The 19491-nt window shown below is 73.4% G+C and carries 14 protein-coding genes; 2 read left to right on the forward strand and 12 right to left on the reverse strand.

Annotated features, from left to right (window positions below):
- Nucleotides 1-7: 7 nt before the first annotated feature.
- The 5 genes from ACIRPP_RS09850 to glgA all read right to left on the reverse strand — a co-directional run bounded on the left by ACIRPP_RS09850 (nt 8) and on the right by glgA (nt 8526).
- Nucleotides 8-1483: an SDR family NAD(P)-dependent oxidoreductase gene (locus ACIRPP_RS09850; protein WP_403639603.1), complete on the reverse strand. Its 1476-nt coding sequence runs from the start codon at nt 1481-1483 to the stop codon at nt 8-10.
- Nucleotides 1484-1585: 102 nt separating this feature from the next.
- On the reverse strand, nt 1586-2986 hold the full coding sequence (locus ACIRPP_RS09855) for a wax ester/triacylglycerol synthase family O-acyltransferase (protein WP_403639605.1): 1401 nt from the start codon (nt 2984-2986) through the stop codon (nt 1586-1588).
- A 236-nt stretch (nt 2987-3222) separates the two neighbouring features.
- Entirely contained in the window at nt 3223-5880 is a 2658-nt protein-coding gene (locus ACIRPP_RS09860) for a PA14 domain-containing protein (RefSeq protein ID WP_403639608.1), read from the reverse strand.
- A 215-nt stretch (nt 5881-6095) separates the two neighbouring features.
- Entirely contained in the window at nt 6096-7322 is a 1227-nt protein-coding gene (gene glgC / locus ACIRPP_RS09865) for a glucose-1-phosphate adenylyltransferase (RefSeq protein ID WP_403639611.1), read from the reverse strand.
- Between the two features lie 52 nt (nt 7323-7374).
- Nucleotides 7375-8526, reverse strand: coding sequence for a glycogen synthase (gene glgA / locus ACIRPP_RS09870; protein WP_403639614.1), 1152 nt, complete (start codon nt 8524-8526; stop codon nt 7375-7377).
- A 609-nt stretch (nt 8527-9135) separates the two neighbouring features.
- Between glgA and ACIRPP_RS09875 the strand changes: the two genes are divergently transcribed.
- Nucleotides 9136-10557 carry a DMT family transporter gene (locus tag ACIRPP_RS09875; protein ID WP_403639616.1) on the forward strand — a complete coding sequence of 474 codons (1422 nt, stop codon included), beginning with the start codon at nt 9136-9138 and terminating at the stop codon, nt 10555-10557.
- Here ACIRPP_RS09875 and ACIRPP_RS09880 read toward each other — a convergent pair.
- The gene (locus tag ACIRPP_RS09880) at nt 10547-11899 is read right to left on the reverse strand and encodes a transglycosylase family protein (protein ID WP_403639619.1); all 1353 of its coding nucleotides are present in this window, start codon (nt 11897-11899) and stop codon (nt 10547-10549) included. The genes ACIRPP_RS09875 and ACIRPP_RS09880 overlap by 11 nt on opposite strands.
- A 542-nt stretch (nt 11900-12441) precedes the next feature.
- Here ACIRPP_RS09880 and gndA point away from each other — a divergent pair.
- The gene (gene gndA / locus ACIRPP_RS09885) at nt 12442-13881 is read left to right on the forward strand and encodes an NADP-dependent phosphogluconate dehydrogenase (RefSeq protein WP_403639622.1); all 1440 of its coding nucleotides are present in this window, start codon (nt 12442-12444) and stop codon (nt 13879-13881) included.
- A gap of 422 nt (nt 13882-14303) precedes the next feature.
- On the opposite strand, the gene ACIRPP_RS09890 is transcribed toward gndA, so the two are convergent.
- The 6 genes from ACIRPP_RS09890 to ACIRPP_RS09915 all read right to left on the reverse strand — a co-directional run bounded on the left by ACIRPP_RS09890 (nt 14304) and on the right by ACIRPP_RS09915 (nt 19280).
- Nucleotides 14304-15020 (reverse strand): aspartate/glutamate racemase family protein, encoded by a 717-nt coding sequence (locus ACIRPP_RS09890; RefSeq protein ID WP_403639625.1) that lies wholly within the window; start codon nt 15018-15020, stop codon nt 14304-14306.
- Between the two features lie 23 nt (nt 15021-15043).
- The gene (locus ACIRPP_RS09895; protein WP_403639628.1) at nt 15044-15388 is read right to left on the reverse strand and encodes a GNAT family N-acetyltransferase; all 345 of its coding nucleotides are present in this window, start codon (nt 15386-15388) and stop codon (nt 15044-15046) included.
- Nucleotides 15389-15431: 43 nt separating this feature from the next.
- A complete protein-coding gene (gene panD / locus ACIRPP_RS09900; RefSeq protein WP_164443934.1) occupies nt 15432-15851 on the reverse strand; it encodes an aspartate 1-decarboxylase in 420 nt (139 codons plus the stop codon).
- Between the two features lie 377 nt (nt 15852-16228).
- On the reverse strand, nt 16229-16741 hold the full coding sequence (locus ACIRPP_RS09905; RefSeq protein WP_403639631.1) for a copper chaperone PCu(A)C: 513 nt from the start codon (nt 16739-16741) through the stop codon (nt 16229-16231).
- Nucleotides 16738-19026 (reverse strand): heavy metal translocating P-type ATPase, encoded by a 2289-nt coding sequence (locus tag ACIRPP_RS09910; RefSeq protein ID WP_403639634.1) that lies wholly within the window; start codon nt 19024-19026, stop codon nt 16738-16740. The genes ACIRPP_RS09905 and ACIRPP_RS09910 overlap by 4 nt, the downstream gene beginning before the upstream one ends.
- Nucleotides 19026-19280 (reverse strand): hypothetical protein, encoded by a 255-nt coding sequence (locus tag ACIRPP_RS09915; RefSeq protein WP_403639636.1) that lies wholly within the window; start codon nt 19278-19280, stop codon nt 19026-19028. Before ACIRPP_RS09915 ends, ACIRPP_RS09910 begins: the two co-directional genes overlap by 1 nt.
- Nucleotides 19281-19491: the final 211 nt, after the last annotated feature.

Raw genomic sequence — 19491 nt, forward strand, 5'->3', positions numbered from 1 at the left:
CGCCCGGTCACCACCTGCCGGGCGCGTAGTCCTTCAGGAAGACGCCGTACAGGTCCTCGCCGGCCTCGCCGCGCACGATGGGGTCGTAGACCCGGGCGGCGCCGTCGACCAGGTCGAGCGGGGCGTGGAACCCGGCCTCGGCCAGGCGCACCTTGTCCGGGTGCGGGCGCTCGTCGGTGATCCAGCCGGTGTCGACGGCCGTCATCAGGATGCGGTCCTGTTCGAACATCTCCTGGGCGCTGGTGCGGGTGAGCATGTTCAGCGCGGCCTTGGCCATGTTGGTGTGCGGGTGTCCGGCGCCCTTGTAGCCGCGGTCGAAGACGCCCTCCATGGCGGAGACGTTCACGATGTACGTGCGCTTCGCTGCGGACGCCGCCATGGCCGGGCGCAGCCGGCTGATGAGGATGAACGGCGCCGTCGAATTGCACAGCTGCACTTCCAGCAGCTCGACCGGGGTGACCTCGTCCACGGTCTGCACCCAGCTGTTGGTGTCGTGCAGGTCCGGGACCAGGCCCCCGGCGTCGATCGCGGTGCCGGCCGCGATGCGGGCCGGGGACGCGGAGCCGGAGACCAGGGCGAGACCGGTGACGTCCTGCGCGGTGAGCGCTCCGCCGCCGGCGACGGGCAGTTCGGCGACCGCGCCGGAGTTGAAGGAGCCGATCACCTCGGCGGCGGGCAGTTCCCCGGCGGGCAGCGGGGCGGACTCGGCGGTGACCAGCTCGCTGTAGGCCTGCGGGGAGCGGCGCACGGTCTGCGCCGCGTTGTTGATCAGGATGTCCAGCGGCCCCGCGGCGGCCACGGAGTCGGCGAGCGCGACGACCTGGGCCGGGTCGCGCAGGTCGATCCCGACGATCTTCAGCCGGTGGATCCACTCGTCGCTGTCGTGCTGCGCCTTGAAGCGGCGGATTGCGTCGTTGGGGAAGCGCGTGGTGATCGTCGTGTGGGCGCCGTCGCGCAGCAGCCGCAGCGCGATGTACATGCCGATCTTGGCGCGTCCGCCGGTGAGCAGGGCCCGCTTGCCGGTGAGGTCGGTGCGGGCGTCGCGCCGGGCGCGGTTGTCGTCCGCGCACCTCTGGCAGAGCTGGTGGTAGAAGTAGTCGACCTCGACGTAGCGGGTCTTGCAGACGTAGCAGGAGCGCGGGCGCTGGAGTATCCCCGCGATCTTGCCCGGCTCGACCCGGGAGGACGGCAGGATGCCCTCGGTCTCGTCGTCGATGCGCTCGGCGGAGCCGGTCGCGGTGGCCTCGGTGACCGCCTTGTCGTGCGCGGTCTTGGCGGCCCGGCGCTCCTGCCGGCGGCGCTGCTTGACCGTGCGGTAGATGTGCGAGGTGGCCCGGCGGACCAGCACCGCGTCGGGGTGGTCGACGTCGAGCCGGTCGAGTTCCTCCAGGACCGCGAGGCAGACGGCCAGCCGCTCGGGGTCGATACCGGGCCCGTGTTCCACCGCGTCCGCGGCCCGCGGGCCGTCCTCTGTCACCGTCATCGCCGCTGTCGTTTCCCGCTCTGCCTCGCGGCGCTCCGGTCGCGCCCGCTGTCGAACGGGGAATTTTACGGAGCGCCGCGCCGCAGACCAAACCCGCGCGGGTCAGGGCTCGCAGACCGTGAGCAGTGTCTCCACCTCTTCCGACAGGGCGAGGGCCAGCCGGTCGAGGTCCGGGACGGCCACGCCGTCGGCCACCAGCCCGTAGTGGACCCGGCCGCGGTAGGTGGAGACGGCGACCGCGAGGGAGTGGCCCGGGGCCAGCGGGGCGAGCGGGAAGACCGCGCCGAGCGGGTTGCCGCCCAGCCTCAGCCCGAAGCCGGGCAGCGGGACGCTGGTGACGAGCACGTCGAACCAGAGCCGGGCCGCCTGGCCGACGAAGGGGCCGCCGAGCCGGTGGCCGAGGGCCGGGACGTGGTCGGCGAGCAGGGCGACGGCGCCGGCGCCCCGGTGCGGGCCGGCGTCCTTGTTGCGGTCCATCGCGTCGCGCACGGTGGTGAGGCGGGCGAGCGGGTCGTGTTCGCCGACCGGGAGCCGCATCAGGTAGCCGGAGAGCCGGTTGCCCTGGGGGTGGGCGGTGCGGGGCCGGCGCCGGGAGACCGGGATGAGGGCGCGGGGCGCGATGCCCGCGCTGCCGTCCCCGCGTTCGTCCAGCCAGCGCCGCAGGGCTCCGGCGACGACGGCGATCAGGACGTCGTTGACGGTGCCGCCGACGCTCTTGCGGACCCGGTGGACGTCGTCGAGGTCGATGACGGTGCCGGCCGTGCGGCGGCTGCCGCTGGACTCGCAGGCCAGGGCGGGCGAGGAGCGCACGTCGAGGGTGGAGCGGGCGACCGAGGCGCCGATGTCGAGGGCGCGTCCGGCGTCGGAGAGGGCGCCGCGCACCAGGTCCGGCATGCGGCGCACGTCGGGGAGCAGTCCGTGCGCCGGGTCGGCCGGGCGCAGCCGGGGTGTGGGCAGGTCCATGGGGTCCATCAGCGCGGCGGCGAGGGTCAGCGCGCGCAGCCCGTCGGCGAGGGCGTGGTGGAACTTGAACAGCACGGCGAAGGACGCGCCGTCCTGTGCGGGGAGCACATGGGCCTCCCAGGGGGGCCGGGAGCGGTCCAGCGGTCGTTCCATGAGGCGGCCGGCCGCCGCGTGGAAGTCGGGTGCCGGCGCGTGCAGCCGGACGTGGTCCTGCGGGTCGAAGCGCGGGTCGGGTTCGCGGCGGGCGCCGCCGAAGGAGAGGGGGCGGCGCAGGGCGGCGGCGAGCGGTTCGCCCTGCCCCGTCCAGGGGCGCCGGAGCGCCGCCAGGGAGCCGCCGGTGAGCGGGCGCCACACGTCCCGGATGCGCATCCGCAGTCCGGGGACGGCGGCGGCGCGGGAGGCGAGGAGGTCGGCCGCGTGGGCACCCGCGGCATCGGAACCGGCCGGGAAGACGCCGAGCGCCGCGAGGTGCATGGGGTGGTCGGCGGACTCGATGTTCCAGAACGCCAGGTCGAGAGGAGCGAGCAGGTCTGCGGTCACGGTCTGGCCTCGCAGCGACGACGGGATGGATCAGCAGTCAATCGCCCCCGGCCGATTACGGTCAAGTACGATCCGGCTACGTATAGTTAACAGCACATTACATCGCCCGGCCCCCGCACCGGGGCGGTGCGGGGGCCGGGACGGACGGGGCGGACGCGGTCAGCGGGGCTGCCGGGCCCCCCTTGGGGGCCGCCGGGCGCCACCCGGACGGGTGCGGGCCGCCCGTGGCGGGGTGATCAGGGGGCACCTCCCGGGGCCGGGCAGCCGGCGGGCACCGCCCGGGAGGCGTCCCGGATCAGCGCCTCGTGTCCGGCCCGTACCCGGGGCACGTCGGGCTTCATCACCCGGCGGTCGTAGGTGAGCAGACCGTTCAGCTCGCCCTCGACGTCCGTGATCTGGGTGTAGACGGCGCCGTTGCTGCCCCGGCACACCAGCGCGCGCACCTCGTCCAGCTTGGTGAGGTAGTCGTCGGTGTAGGTGGTCGGGTCGACGTCCACGTACGACATCTGCACCGACCAGGCGTGGCCGGGCACCGCGAGTCCGAGGCCGCCGTACTCGCCGGTGACCAGGGCGCGCCGGCCGTCTGGGCGGGGCGGGAGCGCCGGGCTCGGGTAGCCGTGCTCGTCCATGATGTCGCCGGCGTCGCCGTCGGCACCCAGGTTGAGCCCGGACTGGTTGTTGACCAGGCGCGAGGGGTCCCAGCTCTTGGCCAGGCCGGCGATGCGGCCGACGTCGTACTGGCCCCAGCCCTCGTTGAAGGTGACCCACATGACGACCGACGGGCTGCTGATGTGCTCGTCGATCATCTGCTTCAGCTCGCGTTCGTAGCGGGCGCGGGACTCGGCGTCCGGGTTCACCCCGGCCGTCATGGACGGCATGTCCTGCCACACCAGCAGGCCGAGCCGGTCGGCCCAGTGGAACCAGCGGTCGGGTTCGACCTTGATGTGCTTGCGCACCGAGTTGAACCCGAGCCGTTTGTGCGCCTTCAGGTCGTACGCGAGGGCCTCGTCGGTGGGCGCGGTGTGCAGGCCGTCGGGCCAGAAGCCCTGGTCGAGGGTGGCCATCAGGAACAGCGGCTCCCCGTTGAGGACGGTGCGCGGCACGCCGTTGACCTGCTTGACCTCGATGGAGCGCATGCCGAAGTAGCTCTCGACCCGGTCGGCGCCGACGGTCACCTTGAGGTCGTACAGGAAGGGGTCGTCGGGGGACCACAGCCGCGGATCGCGGATCTTCAGGGTCAGCGGCTTGCCGGTGCGGCCGGTCGCCGTGGCGACCTTGCGCCGTCCGTCGTACGCGGTCGCCGTGACCGGCAGGCCGTCGCGGACGCCCTGCGCCTCGACGGTGAGCCGCTCGCCGGGCACGTCGGGGATCAGGCGGAGCGAGTCGACGTGGTCGCGGGCGACCGGTTCCATCCACACCGTCTGCCAGATGCCCGAGCTGGGGGTGTACCAGATGCCACTCGGGTCCAGGCGCTGCTTGCCGACCGGCGGGTTCTCCCCGTCCGCGGCGTCCGTCGGGTCGTACACGCCGACGATCAGCTCCTGGGTGCGGCCGGGCTTCAACGCGTCGGTGACGTCGGCGCTGAACTTGTCGTAGCCGCCCTCGTGGGTGGTGACCTTCGTGCCGTTGACGTACACCTCGGCCCGCCAGTCGACGGCGCCGAAGTTCAGCCGCAGCCGCTGCGCGGAGCCGATGCGCCAGTCGCGGGGCACGGTGAAGGTGCGCCGGTACCACATGCGGTCCTCGTGCCGCTGGATGCCGGAGAGCTGGGACTCCACCGGGTACGGGACGAGGATGCGTTCCTTGAGGTTCTTGCCGACGGGCGGGCGCTCGCCCTCCTCGGCGGCGGCGAACTGCCAGCGCCCGTTGAGGTTGCGCCACTTCTGCCGGGTGAGCTGCGGGCGCGGGTACTCGGGCAGGGCGTTGTCCGGGCCCACCTCGTCGGCCCACTCGGTGCGCAGTTCGTGGGTGGAGCGGTTGGGGCCACTGCTGAGGAAGGCGTCCACGGGGTCGCCGGCGGCGGTGGTCAGTCCGCCCGCGCCGTCGTAGCGGATGTCTGCGGCGCCGCGGGCGGTGCCGGACTTGTTGCCGACGACGGGTTCGGCGAGGGTGACGAGCAGGGACCTGGGGTCGGCCGGGTCGGGCCGTGCCGAGGTCAGCGGCCACTTAGCGCCCCCGATGACGGCGTCGAGGTGCTCGGTGAACCGGGCCGGGGGTGCGGCGAGCGGGCGCGGGAAGTCCAGCTTGAGGGTGCGCCCGGAGGCGAGGACGGTGGCGGCGAGGGCCCCGTCGTAGTCGAAGCCGTCGGGGAGGCGGAACGCCGACTGCGGTACGGGCTTCTTGGTGCCGCCGGGTTCGGTCCAGCGCAGGTGGAGGTTGGAGCCGCCGTAGTGCTCGAAGTACTCGACCTTGATGTCGTGGGCGGTGCCCGCCGTCAGCTCGATCGGTTCGGCGGTCTGTTCACGGTCCCAGTCGTCGACCCAGTGGTCGATGGCGAGGCGGCCGTCGATCCACAGGCGGAAGCCGTTGTCGCCGGTGATCGAGAAGGTGTGCGGGCCGCTCCGCTCGGGGACGATCCTGCCCGTCCAGCGGACGCTGACGTCGTCGGAACGCCCGGTGGTGAGGTTGAGACGCGGCTCCAGGTTGTCGAAGTCCAGGTGGGGGTCGAAGGCGGTGGCCCTGAGCTCGTGGAAGTCGAAGGCGCCGGGGGCGGAGTGGGTGTAGTACTCGCCCTTAAGTCCGTGGATCTCCACCGGGTCGTCCGGGGCCCCGGCCGCGGCGGACCCGGCGGCGGGCGGTCCCGCCGCGGGCAGCGTCGCCGCGGTCAGTCCGGCGACGCCCAGCGCGGCGGCCAGGAGCAGGGCGAAACGGTCTCTGAGTCGTCTGGTGCGCACGGATCCTCCGTGGGTGAGGAAGTGACGGCTCGGTGCGGGGTGTGCTGCGTACTCGGTGCTGCGCCCATGTGTCTTTGTGTGCGTTTCGGCGCCCGTACAACGTTGTCATGAACAGTAGTCGTCATAACAGCACGGATTCCGCCATCCGTCCAGGGACATGACAAGGGCCCCGGTGGTCACGTCCGACCGGGGCCCCGCACCCTCGCCCGCCGCCGCTACGGCATCGGCACCCGCTGTCCCTTGCCGAGCGCGATCACGCCGCCCTTGGACACCGTGTACAGCTCCGCGTCCCGCTCCGGGTTGACGCCGATCGTCGCGCCCGGCGGCACCTCGACGTTCTTGTCCAGGACCGCGCCGCGCACCACGGCACCCCGCCCGATGTGCACGTTGTCGTGCAGCACCGAGCCCTGCACCACCGCTCCCGGGTCGACCAGGACGCCCGGGGAGAGCACCGAGCGGGTGACCTGGCCGCGGATCAGGCAGCCCGCGCTGATGATGGACTCGCTCGCCATGCCCCCGGCGTTGAACCGGGCCGGCGAGAGTTGCCCCGAGTGGGTGTAGATCGGCCACTGCCGGTTGTACAGGTTGAACGCCGGACGCTCGGCGATCAGGTCCATGTGCGCCTCGTAGTACGCGTCCAGGGTGCCCACGTCCCGCCAGTAGCCCTGGTCGCGGGTGGTCTCGCCGGGGACGTGGTTCGCGCTGAAGTCGTACAGGTACGCCTCACCGCGCTCGGTGAGCTGGGGCAGGATCGAGCCGCCCATGTCGTGCACCGAGCTCTCGTCCTCGGCGTCCCGCTGGAGCGCCTCCACGAGCGTCTTCGTGGTGAAGATGTAATTGCCCATCGACGCGAACACGCACTCGGGGTCGTCCGCCAGCCCGGGCGGATCGGCGGGCTTCTCCAGGAAGCCCTGCACCGTCTGCCCGTCGGACCCCGGCGTGATCACACCGAAGGCCGCGGACTCCGAGCGCGGCACCCGGATCCCCGCCACCGTGACCCCCGCACCGCTGTCGATGTGCTGGGCGAGCATCTGCCGGGGATCCATCCGGTACACGTGGTCGGCTCCGAACACGGCCACGTAGTCGGGCTGTTCGTCGTGGATCAGGTTCAGCGACTGCAGGATGGCGTCCGCGCTGCCCAGGTACCAGCGCGGGCCGAGGCGCTGCTGGGCGGGCACGGGCGTGACGTAGTTGCCGAGCAGGCTGGACATCCGCCAGGTGGTGGTGACGTGCCGGTCCAGGGAGTGCGACTTGTACTGCGTGAGCACGCAGATGCGCAGGATGTCCCCGTTGACGAGGTTGGACAGCACGAAGTCGACGAGGCGGTAGGTGCCGCCGAAGGTGACCGCCGGTTTGGCACGGTCCGCCGTGAGGGGCATCAGGCGCTTGCCCTCGCCGCCCGCCAGCACGATTCCCAGAACCGAAGGACCACCACGCCGCATGGCCGCTCCCCTCACGCCGGAATTTTCCCATGACTGCCCCGGACGGGCGGGCCTAAGCCTGTCCGAGGATCTCCTCGTACAGGCGGACCGTGCGGCGGGCCACCGCGTCCCAGCCGAACTCGCCGACCGCGCGCTCCCGGCCGGCCTCGCCCATCCGCCGCGCGGCGGCCGGATCGCCGAGGACCGCGTCGAGGGCGCCGGCGAGGCCCGCCTCGAAGTCGTCGTCCACGTCGACGAGTACCCCGGTCGAGCCGTCCGCCACGACTTCGGGGATCCCGCCGACCCGGGAGGCCACCACGGGCGTGCCGCAGGCCATCGCCTCCAGGTTGACGATGCCGAGCGGCTCGTAGACGGACGGGCACGCGAACACGGCGGCGTGCGTCAGCAGCTGGATCACCTCCGGGCGCGGCAGCATCCGCGGGATCCAGTGCACGCCCTCGCGGACCCGGCACAGCTCCTCGTACAGCTCGCGGAACTCCCGGTCGATCTCCGGGGTGTCCGGCGCGCCCGCGCACAGCACCACCTGCGCGGCGGGGTCGATCCCGCGCACCGCCCGCAGCAGATGGGGCACGCCCTTCTGCCGGGTGATGCGGCCGACGAACAGCACATAGGGGCGCGAGCGGTCCAGCCCGATCCGGTCCAGGGCCTCCGTGCCCGGGTCGGGGCGGTAGAGGGCGGTGTCGATGCCGTTGTGCACGATGTGCACCCGGTCGGCATCGAGCGCCGGATAGCAGGCCAGGATGTCCTCGCGCATGGCGCCCGACACGGCGATCACCGCGTCGGCGGCCTCGACGGCGGTGCGCTCGGCCCAGCTCGACAGGGCGTAGCCGCCGCCGAGCTGCTCGGCCTTCCAGGGCCGCAGCGGCTCCAGGGAGTGGGCGGTCACGACGTGCGGGATGCCGTGGAGCAGTTTGGCGAGGTGGCCCCCGAGGTTGGCGTACCAGGTGTGGGAGTGGACGAGGTCGCGGCCTTCGAGGGCGGCGGTCATGGCCAGGTCCACGGAGAAGGTGCGCAGCGCGTCGTTGGCGCCGTCCAGCGCGGACCAGGGACGGTGACGGTGCACGCCCTCCGCGCGGCCCTCGCCCCAGCAGTGCACGTCGAGGTCCACCAGGGAGGCCAGCTCCCGGGCCAGGAACTCCACGTGGACACCTGCGCCGCCGTACACGTCCGGGGGGTATTCCCGGGTCAGCAGTCCCACTCGCACCCGCGGACCCCCTGTCTGAGCGGACGTTGTTCCCATGGTCACTCAGATGGGGCGCGTGGGGAAGAGGAGGACACGCGCGGTGCACACGCGCGGTGCACACGTGCGGCGCACACGCGGCTCGCAGCGGCACACACGTGCGGCACCCACGCGACACGCAGCGGCACACACGCGGCCCGCGGCGGCACACGCGTGCGGTGCTCGGCCGGGTCGCGGCGGGGTGCGGCCGGGTCGTCGTGCCGGGGTGGGGAGCGAGCGGGGGCCGGTCGCGAGCGGGGGGCGAGCCGGCCGCCCCGGAGGGGCTGTTCAGGGGCCCGTCAGGGGTGGTGCGAGGGCTGGTCAGGGGTGGTGCAGGGGCTGGTCAGGGGGCGTGTCGGAGGGCCGGTCAGGGGCCGTGTTGTGGGGCCAGTCAGGGGTCGTGTCGGGGGCCTCCGTCGATGGGTGCCCACCCAGGGGATGACGGGGCGGTCGCGGTACTCCATCGGCAGTAGTACGGATTGAGTGCTCAGGGACGACGACGGGAACAGTCGGAAGGGGCATCGTGTTGTCCATGAGAGCCGACTGTTCGCCGCGCCGGGCACAGCGCCCCGGTCCCACGCAGAGGAGCCGCCCATGAGCGCCCTCGCGTTGTCCGTGCTCCTGTCGTTCGTGTCGGCACTCGCCTACGCGGGCGGGGCGATCGTGCAGGAGCAGGTCGCGGTGTCCTCCCCCGGCGAGCAGTACGCGCCGCTGCGCCGGCCCGCGTGGTGGGCCGCCGTCGCGCTGAACGGTCTCGGCGGCCTGCTGCACGTCGTGGCGCTGGCCTACGGTCCCCTGAGCCTGGTGCAGCCGCTGGGCGCTCTCACCATCGTCTTCGCGCTGCCCATGGCGGCGCTGTTCGTCGGACGCCGGGCGGGGGCGGCGGCCTGGCGCGGTGCGCTCATGGCGTCGGTCGGTCTCGCCGGTCTGCTGGCCCTGGTCGGCACGGCCGGGACGCAGTCCCTGACCACGCCCCAGCGGGCGGTGGCCGCGGCGGTGACCGCCGGCGCGATCGTGGCGCTGATGGTCGCGGCGCGCGCCGTCCACCGTCACCCGGCGGTGCGCAGCATCCTGCTGGCCACCGCGTCCGGCGTCGCGTTCGGCATGTCGTCGGTGTTCACCAAGACCGTCGCCGTCGACTGGACCGACGGCCTCGCGGCGGCGGACGTGCCCTCCCTCGCGGTGATCGGCGTCCTCGCCACGGCCGGCATCCTGCTCTCCCAGGCCTCCTACCGGGGCGCCGGACTGGCCGCTCCGCTGGCCACCCTCACGGTCGTGAACCCGGTCGTGGCGGCCGCCGTCGGCATCACCATGTTCGGCGAGACGTTCCGCCACGGCACGGCGGGCACGGTGCTCGCGCTCGGCTCCGCGGTGGTGGCGGCGGGTGGCCTGATCCTGCTGACGACCGAACGGCTGGCGCGGGAGCACAGCGCGGCCACCGACCGGCCGGCGGGCACGCGGACCGGCGCCGGCCTCGAGCCGCCCGCCGCGACGGCCGGAATCCCCGCCCCGGCCTTCCAGGTCCGGGACTTCCCGGCACCGGCCTTCCCGGCCCACGACTTCCGGACCCCGTCCTGGCGGGTTCCCGCGTTCCCCGTGCCGGAGCAGCTGGCGGCCGCGTTTCCGGCCTTCTCGTGGCCGGTGCCCGATGCCGATGGTGATGGTGATGGCGACTCGGGCATCGGGGTCGGTGCCGGGGTGGGGGTGCCGGTCGCGGCGGTTGCCTCGGCCTCGGCCCACGCGTCCGCGCTTCCGACGCCGGCGTGCGCGGTTCCGGTCTTCTCCCCCGCCGCGATGCCGACGGGCGGCGGCACGGCGGCACAAGGGGCTCCCGCCCTACCGTCAGGGGACGCACCCGGGGCGGTACCGGCGGCGCTGCGGCCGGGCGGGACGGCGGAAGAGGCCGGACCGCTTCCCGCTCCGGTGCCCTACGTCCCGTTCCGGGGCGGCCCGTATCTGTACGTGCCGGTGACCGTGCCCGTCCTGGCCGGGCACCGCGCGCCCGTCACATCCTGACGCCGCCGGCTCTCAGGTAGGCGACCGGGTCGATGTCCGACCCGAACCCCGGCCCCGTCCGCACCTCGAAGTGCAGATGCGGGCCGGAGCTGTTCCCGGTGTTCCCGGACCGTCCGATGCGCTGCCCGGCGGTGACCGACTGGCCGTTCCTGACGGAGATCGCGGACAGGTGGGCGTACTGGCTGTAGCGGCCGTCGGCGTGCCGGACGACCACCTGGTAGCCGAATGAGCCCTCCCAGCCGGCGCTGACCACCCGGCCGTTCGCGACGGACTTCACCGACGTACCGGTGGGCACGGGGAAGTCGACGCCGGTGTGGTAGCCCTTCGACCAGGAGGAACCCGCCTTGTGGTAGGGCGTGCCCAGCGGCGCGCCGACCGGCGCGACGAGCCCGCCACCGGACGCGGCACGGTCGGTGCGGGGCGGGGTGGTCCGCTTCTCAGGAGCCGGCGGCTCCGGAGACGTCCGGGGCTTCTGCTGCTGCTTCTGCTGCCGCTTCTCCTGGGCCTTCTGGGCCTTCTGGCTCCTTTCGTGGCTCTTCTCGGTCGTCTTCGGGGTGGGTCGCTTCGTGCGCTCCCGTGGCGTCGAGGGCCGGTCGGTCTGCCCGGCCCAGCCGTCCGGCAGCGCGAGCCGCTGGCCGGGCAGGATCAGGTCCGGGTCGGCGCCGATGGCCGAGCGGTTGGCGTCGTACAGCTCCTGCCAGCCGCCGCGCACCCGCTCGCCGGACGCGATGCCGGAGAGGGTGTCGCCGCGGACGACGGTGTACATCTCGGCGCGGCCCGCGCGTGACTGGGGGGTCTTCTGCGGCTCGACATCCTGGACGGTGGGCCGGCCGCCCGCGCTTGCCTTCCCGGCCTTCCCGGCCTTCTCTGCCTTCTCTGCCTTCTGCGCCTGGCCGGTTCTGGAGTCCCTGGTGTCCTGACGGTCGGCCCGGTCGGTGGCCGGACGGATGTCGGGCGCGGCTCCGCCCCGGGTCAGCCCGGCCCGTACCGAGCACACCGGCCAGGCCCCGGGACCCTGGCCGTCCAGCACCTTCTCGGCGATGGCGATCTGCTGGTCCTTGGTGGCCAGGTCCGCGCGGGGCGCGTAGCGGGTGCCGCCGTACTCCTCCCACGTGGACTGGGTGAACTGCAGGCCGCCGTAATAGCCGTTGCCGGTGTTGATGTTCCAGTCGTTGGTCGACTCGCATGCGGCGACCTTGTCCCAGGTCTCCACGTCGGCCGCCTGGGCGACGCCGGTGCCCATCAACGGGAGCGCCATTCCGGCACCGCCCGCGGTGACGGTGAGCGAGGCGCGGTTGATCCTGTTCGGCTGATACCGGCGGTGCCGGCCGCGCACGGCCATGGAGCCCCCTCGACATTGCGTCAGAAGGGGCAAAAGTAAGCGCTCCCGTTCGGGTGTGACAAGACGGCTATCAGCCGCCGGGGCGCTCCAATGGCCGGGACTTTTCGCCCAGTTGTGCGCCGGTACGTGCTGCGTCGGGGGCGTACTGCGGGCGCGTACGCGGGGGCTGCTGCGGGGATGCGGGCGCGGGTGCGCGGGGGCCTGACGCGGGGGGCCTGGCGCGGGGGCGCGGGTGTGCGGCGAGGGCGCGGGGCGGCACCTGCGCACCCCGGGGGTGGCTGCTGCTGGCTCGCGCGCCCCCGGAGGATGGCGCGCGGTGGCCCGCGCGCCGGACCGGTACCGGTGTCCGCCGAGGGTTGGCCGGGTGTGCGGGTGAGCGTCCCGGGACTTTCGTCCGTATGAGGCTGCGCGCGTGTCGTGCGACCCGCGCGTGCGGCCGGAAGTGCGGCACGACAGGATGGTCGAGGCAGGACTGGCGGGCACCGACCGGCAGCACCGACGCCCCGGCAGCACCGTTACCAAGGTCATGAGGAGCCAACTCAATGAGCAGTTCAGCGCAGATCGGCGTCACGGGTCTCGCGGTCATGGGCCGCAACCTCGCCCGTAACTTCGCCCGCAACGGCTACACGGTCGCGGTGCACAACCGGACGGCGGCGCGCACGCACGCGCTCGTGGAGGAGTTCGGCGGCGAGGGCAGCTTCGTGGCGGCCGAGACGGCCAAGGAGTTCGTGGCCGCGCTGGAGCGACCGCGGCGGCTGGTCGTCATGGTGAAGGCCGGGGAGCCGACGGACGCGGTGATCGAGGAGTTCGCGCCGCTGCTGGAGCCCGGCGACATGATCATCGACGGTGGCAACGCCCACTTCGCCGACACCCGCCGCCGGGAGAAGGCACTGCGCGAACAGGGCATCCACTTCGTCGGCATGGGCGTCTCCGGCGGCGAGGAAGGCGCCCTGCACGGGCCGAGCATCATGCCGGGCGGCCCGAAGGAGTCGTACGACTCGCTCGGCCCGATGCTGGAGAAGATCTCCGCGAAGGCGGCCGACGGCGCGCCGTGCGTGACGCACGTGGGTCCGGACGGTGCCGGACACTTCGTGAAGATGGTGCACAACGGCATCGAGTACGCGGACATGCAGCTGATCGGTGAGGCGTACCAGCTGCTGCGCGACGTCGCCGGGTACTCCCCCGCCCAGATCGCGGACATCTTCCGCACCTGGAACACCGGACGGCTGGACTCGTACCTGATCGAGATCACGGCCGAGGTGCTGTCCCACGTGGACGCGGAGACGGGCAAGCCGTTCGTCGACGTGGTGGTGGACCAGGCGGAGCAGAAGGGCACCGGCCGCTGGACCGTGCAGATCGCCCTGGACCTGGGCGTCCCGGTGTCCGGGATCGCGGAGGCGGTGTTCGCCCGTTCCCTGTCCGGGCACGGGGCGCTGCGCGAGGCGTCCCGCCAACTGGCCGGCCCGACGGCGAAGCCGCTGGGCGAGGCGGAGGCCGCGGCGTTCGCGGACCGGGTGGAGCAGGCCCTGTACGCGTCGAAGATCGTGTCGTACACCCAGGGCTTCCACGAGATCGCCGCGGGCAGCGAGGAGTACGGCTGGGACATCGACCTGGGCGCGGTCTCCGCGATCTGGCGCGGCGGCTGCATCATCCGCGCCGCGTTCCTGGACCGCATCCGTGCCGCGTACGACGCGCGGGCCGACCTGCCGAGCCTGCTGTCCGACGAGACGTTCGCGCAGGAGATCGCCGACGCGCAGGACGACTGGCGCGAGGTGCTGATCGCGGCGACCCGCCAGGGCGTGCCGACCCCCGGCTTCGCGGCGGCCCTCGCCTACTACGACGCCCTGCGCGCAGCGCGGCTGCCGGCCGCGCTGACCCAGGGCCAGCGCGACTACTTCGGCGCGCACACCTACCGGCGCACGGACCGCGAGGGCTCGTTCCACACGCTGTGGGGCGGCGACCGGTCCGAAGTGACGGCGTAGCGCTCGGCTGTGCCGGCGTGAAGTGAACGGTGCGGGGCGGTGGCCGGGTGCTCACCCGTCCACCGCCCCGTACCGATTCCGCGGCCATGCCGGCCGCTCCGCGGGTCAGGTCAGCGGCGGGCCGGGCTCCGGGTTGGGCACCGGTTCGGGTCCCGGCGGGATGGGCGAGGGCGACGGCCCGGGCGGAGGCCCCGGCCGGGGCGGCGTCGGTCCCGGCGCCGGCGGGCCCGGTTGTGGGTCCGGAGGGGTAGGACCGGGCGCGGGGTCCGGGCCCGGCGGGGGCTCGGGCGGCGGAACGGGCGCGGGGTCCGGCTGCGGCTGCGAAGGGTCCGGGCCCGGGGTGGGTCCCGGCGGGACGGGGTCCGGATGCGGGTCGGTCATGACGGTGGTCCTCCGGCCAGTCGGTCGACTTCGGCTCTGGACTATCCCCCGCCTACCCGACGGCCGCCTCCCCAGTCACCCGACCGCGGCACGCGCGGGCTCCCGATCTCACCTACGGCGCCCGTACCGCCCGCCGCCGCTGCCCCCGCCGCGAGTCCGGTCCCCGGGCTGGACAGCACCGGGACGCGGGAGCGGCTCATCGCCGCCGCCGGGGCCATGGACGCCTGGGCCAGCACGATCACGTCGGCACCGGTCACGCCGTCGGCCGCGGCGGCGACCCGGCTCAGGTACCCGTCGGAGTCACCGGCCTCGAACCGTCCCCAGGCCCCGTCCACGACCGTCGGCCGCACGCGCGCGGGACGGCCCGCGCGGCGGGCCTCCTCCTCGATCAGGCGCACCGTCGGACTCAGGGTGCTCTCCAGCGCGGCGAGCACGACGATGCGCGGGCCGGCCGCCACGGCCTGCCGCGCCATCGGGCGGTCCACCCGCAGCACGGGCACACCGGCCTCGCCGGACGCGGCCTCCGCGACGGCGCCGAGGGTGGAACAGGTGCACAGCACCGCCCGCGCCCCGCCGTCCACGGCATCGCGCACCCGCGCCCGTACGGCACCGGCGACGGCCTCCGGCCCGGTGGCGCGCGCCCGCTCCAGCAGGTCCGCCGCGACGAGGTGCCGCAGCTCCAGCCCCGGGTGCGCGCGGTCGCGCAGCGCGTCGAAGACGGGGATGTGCACGGGCGAGGTGTGCAGCAGCGCCAGCACGGCGGGACGGGACCGGACCCGGCTCAGAACATCTCGGGGTGGTCGGCGAGCCCCTTCTTCGCCGCCGCCATCAGCTCGGGATCCGCCGACGGCGCCTCGTCCGGATGGCGCTGCGCCCACTTGGCGACGTACGGGCACAGGGGCGCGACCGCGCTGCCCTCACGGGACGCGATGCCGTAGAGCTCACGCGCGAGGGAGCCCGCGATGCCCTTCCCCTCGTGCGCCTGTTCGACGACGGTGTGCACCGGCACGAGGGCCCGCCGGGGCTCGTCGAGCACGAAGTACTCGATCCGGCCCACGACGTCTCCGCCCGCCACCGCTTCCAGCCGGCCCGCCGCCCGGTCGTCGCGGATCTCGATGTCGCTCATGGACGCACCACGCTCCTGCCTCGGTCTGCGGCGGCGCGGCCCCTCAGGCCGTGGCGGCCTGCGGGCTGCGCTCCTGGTCCGACCCGGGGACCGGCTCGGACGGGTCGGCACCCAGCGCGACGATCCGGTTGTCGCGGTCCACGTGCACGACCCGCGGCTCCAGTACCCGCGCCTCGGCGTCGGTCACCTGAGCGTAACTGATGATGATCACCAGATCCCCGGGGTGCACGAGATGCGCCGCCGCCCCGTTGATCCCGACCACACCGGACCCGCGCTCCCCCTCGATCACATACGTCTCGAGCCGCGCCCCGTTGGTGATGTCGACGATGTGCACGAGCTCACCGGGCAGCAGATCGGCGGCGTCGAGCAGATCGGCATCGATCGTCACGGATCCCACGTAGTGCAGGTCGGCCTGGGTGACGGTGGCGCGATGGATCTTGGACTTCATCAAAGTTCGCAGCACTTTGGACTCCTAGAAGACGGCTCCCCGCCAGCTTTCTGCAGGTCAGGGGCGTCGTTCACTGTACACCGGCACGCGTCGCACTCGAAGATTCCGGAGAACATGGACCCCACTCGGGTAAGAAGGCTCCTCGCCTGCGCTTCCGTCCGATCCAGACTCTCGCACCATGGCCGACCAAGCACCGCCCCGAACACCTGTCCCGGAATGCGTGCGGACTCATGCTGACCAGATGCTGACTGACCTGACGATGCGCCAGGCCCGCGACGCCCTGGTCAGCGCGGCTGTCACCGAAGCCGGGTACGAGGTGGCCGATGCGGTCACCGCCTGACAGCGCGTGGCGGAGCGCCGTACGCCCCACGGTGCTCCGCCGCGCGGCGGCGTCACCAGGACCCGGGCCGGACGACCACCGCCAGGACCTCCATTCGCCCGCTGTGCTCGAAGTGAAGGGTGAACGGCACCAGGTCGCCCTCCGCCCAGCGTGCCGCGGCCGGGACGGTCACATCGCTGCTGTGCGGAGACATGTCGAGGGTGCCCCCGGCGGGGATGGACAGTGACTCCGTGGGCCAGCGGTATGCGGCTCCGCCGGTGGTCATCCGGTGGCTGCTGAGGGAGATGCCCTCGGTGACGTCGGACGAAGTCACCCCCATCAGCCGGTCCTGGGCGCCACCGGCGTTAATGATCTTGAAGAATGCCGCTGTCTCCGGCACTCCCCGCGACGGGAGGAAGAGCCGCGCGTCGGTGACCCCGATGCGTGCGGGGGTACCGGCGTTGCCCGTGGCGGTCCAGACCGCGAGACCGCCCAGGGCCAGCACACAGGCGCAGACCGGTGCCAGAGCGGCCAGGGCGGTGTCCGCGAGTCGTCGCCGGGTGGGCGTCCAGACGGAGGGTGTCATCGAAGGCTCCTCTCACGGGCGGGCGACGCGGACGGACGGCCGCGGGCCGGCGACGGCCGCCAGGCGCGCAGCCGCAGGCTGTTGCCGACCACGAGAAGTGAGCTGACGGACATCGCGGCGGCGGCCAGCATCGGGTTGAGCAGGCCGACCATGGCCAGGGGGACGGTCACGGCGTTGTAGCCGAAGGCCCACAGCAGGTTGACGCGGATTGCGGCCAGCGTGCTGCGGGAGAGGCGGACGGCGTCCGCGAGGGCGTCGATGTCTCCGCGGACCAGGGTGACGTCGGCGGCTCCGATCGCCACGTCGGTGCCGGTGCCCATGGCGATGCCGAGGTCGGCCCCGGCCAGGGCGGCGGCGTCGTTGACTCCGTCGCCGACGACGGCGACCCGGTAGCCCCCTTCCCGTAGTTCGCGGACGAGCCGGGCCTTGTCCTCGGGGGCGCAGCGGGCACGTACGTCGTCGATGCGCAGGGCGGTGGCGACGGCGCGGGCGGGTGCCTCACGGTCTCCGGTGGCCAGCACCGGCCGTACCCCCAGACGCCGTAGCCGGTCCACGGCCCGGTAGCTGCCCGGCCGCAATACGTCTCCGATCTCGACGAGCGCCTCGGTCACACCGTCGACGCGGACCACGACGGGCGTGTGGGCGGCCGTCTCGGCGGCGGACAGCGCCTTGTCCAAGGGGGCGGGCAGCTCGTCGTCCGGGGCCAGCACCTCCACCAGCCGGCCGTCGACGTTCCCGCGCACGCCGCGTCCCGGCAGTGCCGTGAAGCCGGTCACGTCCGGCAGCGTGCCGTCCGGTGCGGTGCGTCGGGCGTAGGCCGTGACGGCCTGGCCCAGCGGGTGCTCGGAGCCCTGTTCGACCGCGCCCGCGAGCCTGATCGCCGGTTCCTCGCCGATGCCGCCGGGGGCGGCCGTGACCCGGGCGACGCTCATGTGCCCGGAGGTCAGGGTGCCGGTCTTGTCGAGGACCACGGCGTCGATGTGCTGCAGTCCTTCCAGAGCCTGTGGGCCGCTGACCAGGACGCCCAGTTGAGCACCACGGCCGGTGGCGGCCATCAGGGCGGTCGCGGTGGCGAGGCCGAGGGCGCAGGGGCAGGCGACGACCAGGACGGCCACGGAGGCGGTGATCGCGGCCTGCGGGTCGGCGCCCGCGCCGAGCCAGAAGCCGAGGACGGTGGCGGCCAGGGTGAGTACGACCGGTACGAAGACTCCGGCGACCTTGTCGGCGAGGCGCTGTGCCCGCGCCTTGCCGGCCTGCGCCTCGGTGACCAGGTGGGTGATGCGGGCCAGCCGGGTGTCGGCGCCGACCGCGGTGGCCCGCACCGCCAGCAGGCCGCCGACGTTCACGCTGCCGCCGATCACGGCCGTGCCGGGACCGACCTCGGCCGGCTCGCTCTCCCCGGTGACCAGGGAGAGGTCGACGGCCGAACTGCCTTCGACGACGGTGCCGTCGGTGGCCACGCGTTCCCCGGGCCGTACGACGAAGATCTGGCCCGCCCGGAGGTCCTCGATCGCGATGCGGCGCTCGCCCGTGTCGTCGCGTACGGCGACCTCCTTGGCGGCCAGTTCCGCCAGTGAGCGCAGGGCCGCTCCGGTGCCGCGCCGGGCCCTCGCCTCCAGGTACCGGCCCGCCAGGACGAACAGGGGGACGCCGACGGCGGCCTCCAGGTAGATGTGGGCGACGCCGTCCGATGCCGTCGGCACCAGGCTGAAGGGCATCCGCATGCCCGGGGCGCCGGCGCCGCCGAGGAACAGGGCATAGGAGGACCAGGCGAAGGAGGCCACGACGCCCAGCGACACCAGGGTGTCCATGGTCGAGGTGGAGTGCCGCAGTGCCCGCGCCGCCCGCTGGTGGAAGGGCCAGGCGCCCCAGACCACGACGGGCGCGGCGAGCACGAAGCACAGCCACTGCCAGTTGCGGAACTGCCAGGCGGGCACCATCGACAGGACGAGCACGGGGACGGCGAGCAGGACGGTGACCGTCAGCCGGTGGCGTTCCTGCCCCGTGTCCGTGTCCTCGTCGTCACCGTCTTCTCGGCGCCGCGCTTCGGGCGGTTCGGGCAGTGCGGCGGTGTATCCGGCCTGCTCGACGGTGGCGACGAGCTGCTCCGGGAGCACGTCGGGCGGATGGTGCACGCGGGCCCGTCCGGTGGCCAGGTTCACGCTCGCGGTGACGCCGTCCAGCCTGGCCAGTTTCTTCTCCACCCGCTTCACGCAGGCCGCGCAGGTCATGCCGCCGACCGCGAGGTCGGTCACCTCCACCACGGACACCGGCTCGCCGGCCATCAGTGTCCGCTCCCGTGGTTCATGCCGCCCATGTCGTCGTCCTCCACGTCCGTGCCGCCGCCCTCATGGCCGTCCTCGGTGATCCCGGGGCCGTGCATCCCGGGCGCGACGGGGCCGACGCTCCGGCCGACGGCGTAGGAGACGGCGAAGACCAGCACCAGCAGCGCGAGGAACCCGCACAGGGCAGGAGGGGGCAGGACACGGCGCAGCAGGCCGGCCGGCGTACCGGAAGCGGGTTGCCGTGTCTGGGCCATCTGTCGACTCTCCCGATCGCGTCGCACGCCGCACGGCCTCCACTGGACCGAGCCGCACCGGTACAGGAGTCGGGGCCGCAGGCTCTCCAGTTCCTCAGGGCAAGTGTGACGCCCGTCACTGGAGAGGCCCGAGAGGCTTCAGGAAGGCCGGCAGCCGTCGGCCGCTGCCCTGGGGCGGCGACCGACGGCCGGAACGGCGCCCGGTCGTGTC

Origin of the sequence: Streptomyces sp. NPDC101219 (assembly GCF_044767675.1) — a bacterium.
Lineage (GTDB): Bacteria > Actinomycetota > Actinomycetes > Streptomycetales > Streptomycetaceae > Streptomyces.

Excerpts from the sequence above, each read along its gene's own strand:
- ACIRPP_RS09850 (WP_403639603.1), bottom strand. The coding sequence starts at position 1,483 with ATGACGGTGACAGAGGACGGCCCGCGGGCCGCGGACGCGGTGGAACAC.
- glgC (WP_403639611.1), bottom strand. The coding sequence starts at position 7,322 with ATGCGGCGTGGTGGTCCTTCGGTTCTGGGAATCGTGCTGGCGGGCGGC.
- ACIRPP_RS09875 (WP_403639616.1), top strand. The coding sequence starts at position 9,136 with ATGAGCGCCCTCGCGTTGTCCGTGCTCCTGTCGTTCGTGTCGGCACTC.
- ACIRPP_RS09880 (WP_403639619.1), bottom strand. The coding sequence starts at position 11,899 with ATGGCCGTGCGCGGCCGGCACCGCCGGTATCAGCCGAACAGGATCAAC.
- gndA (WP_403639622.1), top strand. The coding sequence starts at position 12,442 with ATGAGCAGTTCAGCGCAGATCGGCGTCACGGGTCTCGCGGTCATGGGC.
- ACIRPP_RS09895 (WP_403639628.1), bottom strand. The coding sequence starts at position 15,388 with ATGAGCGACATCGAGATCCGCGACGACCGGGCGGCGGGCCGGCTGGAA.
- ACIRPP_RS09905 (WP_403639631.1), bottom strand. The coding sequence starts at position 16,741 with ATGACACCCTCCGTCTGGACGCCCACCCGGCGACGACTCGCGGACACC.
- ACIRPP_RS09910 (WP_403639634.1), bottom strand. The coding sequence starts at position 19,026 with ATGGCCGGCGAGCCGGTGTCCGTGGTGGAGGTGACCGACCTCGCGGTC.
- ACIRPP_RS09915 (WP_403639636.1), bottom strand. The coding sequence starts at position 19,280 with ATGGCCCAGACACGGCAACCCGCTTCCGGTACGCCGGCCGGCCTGCTG.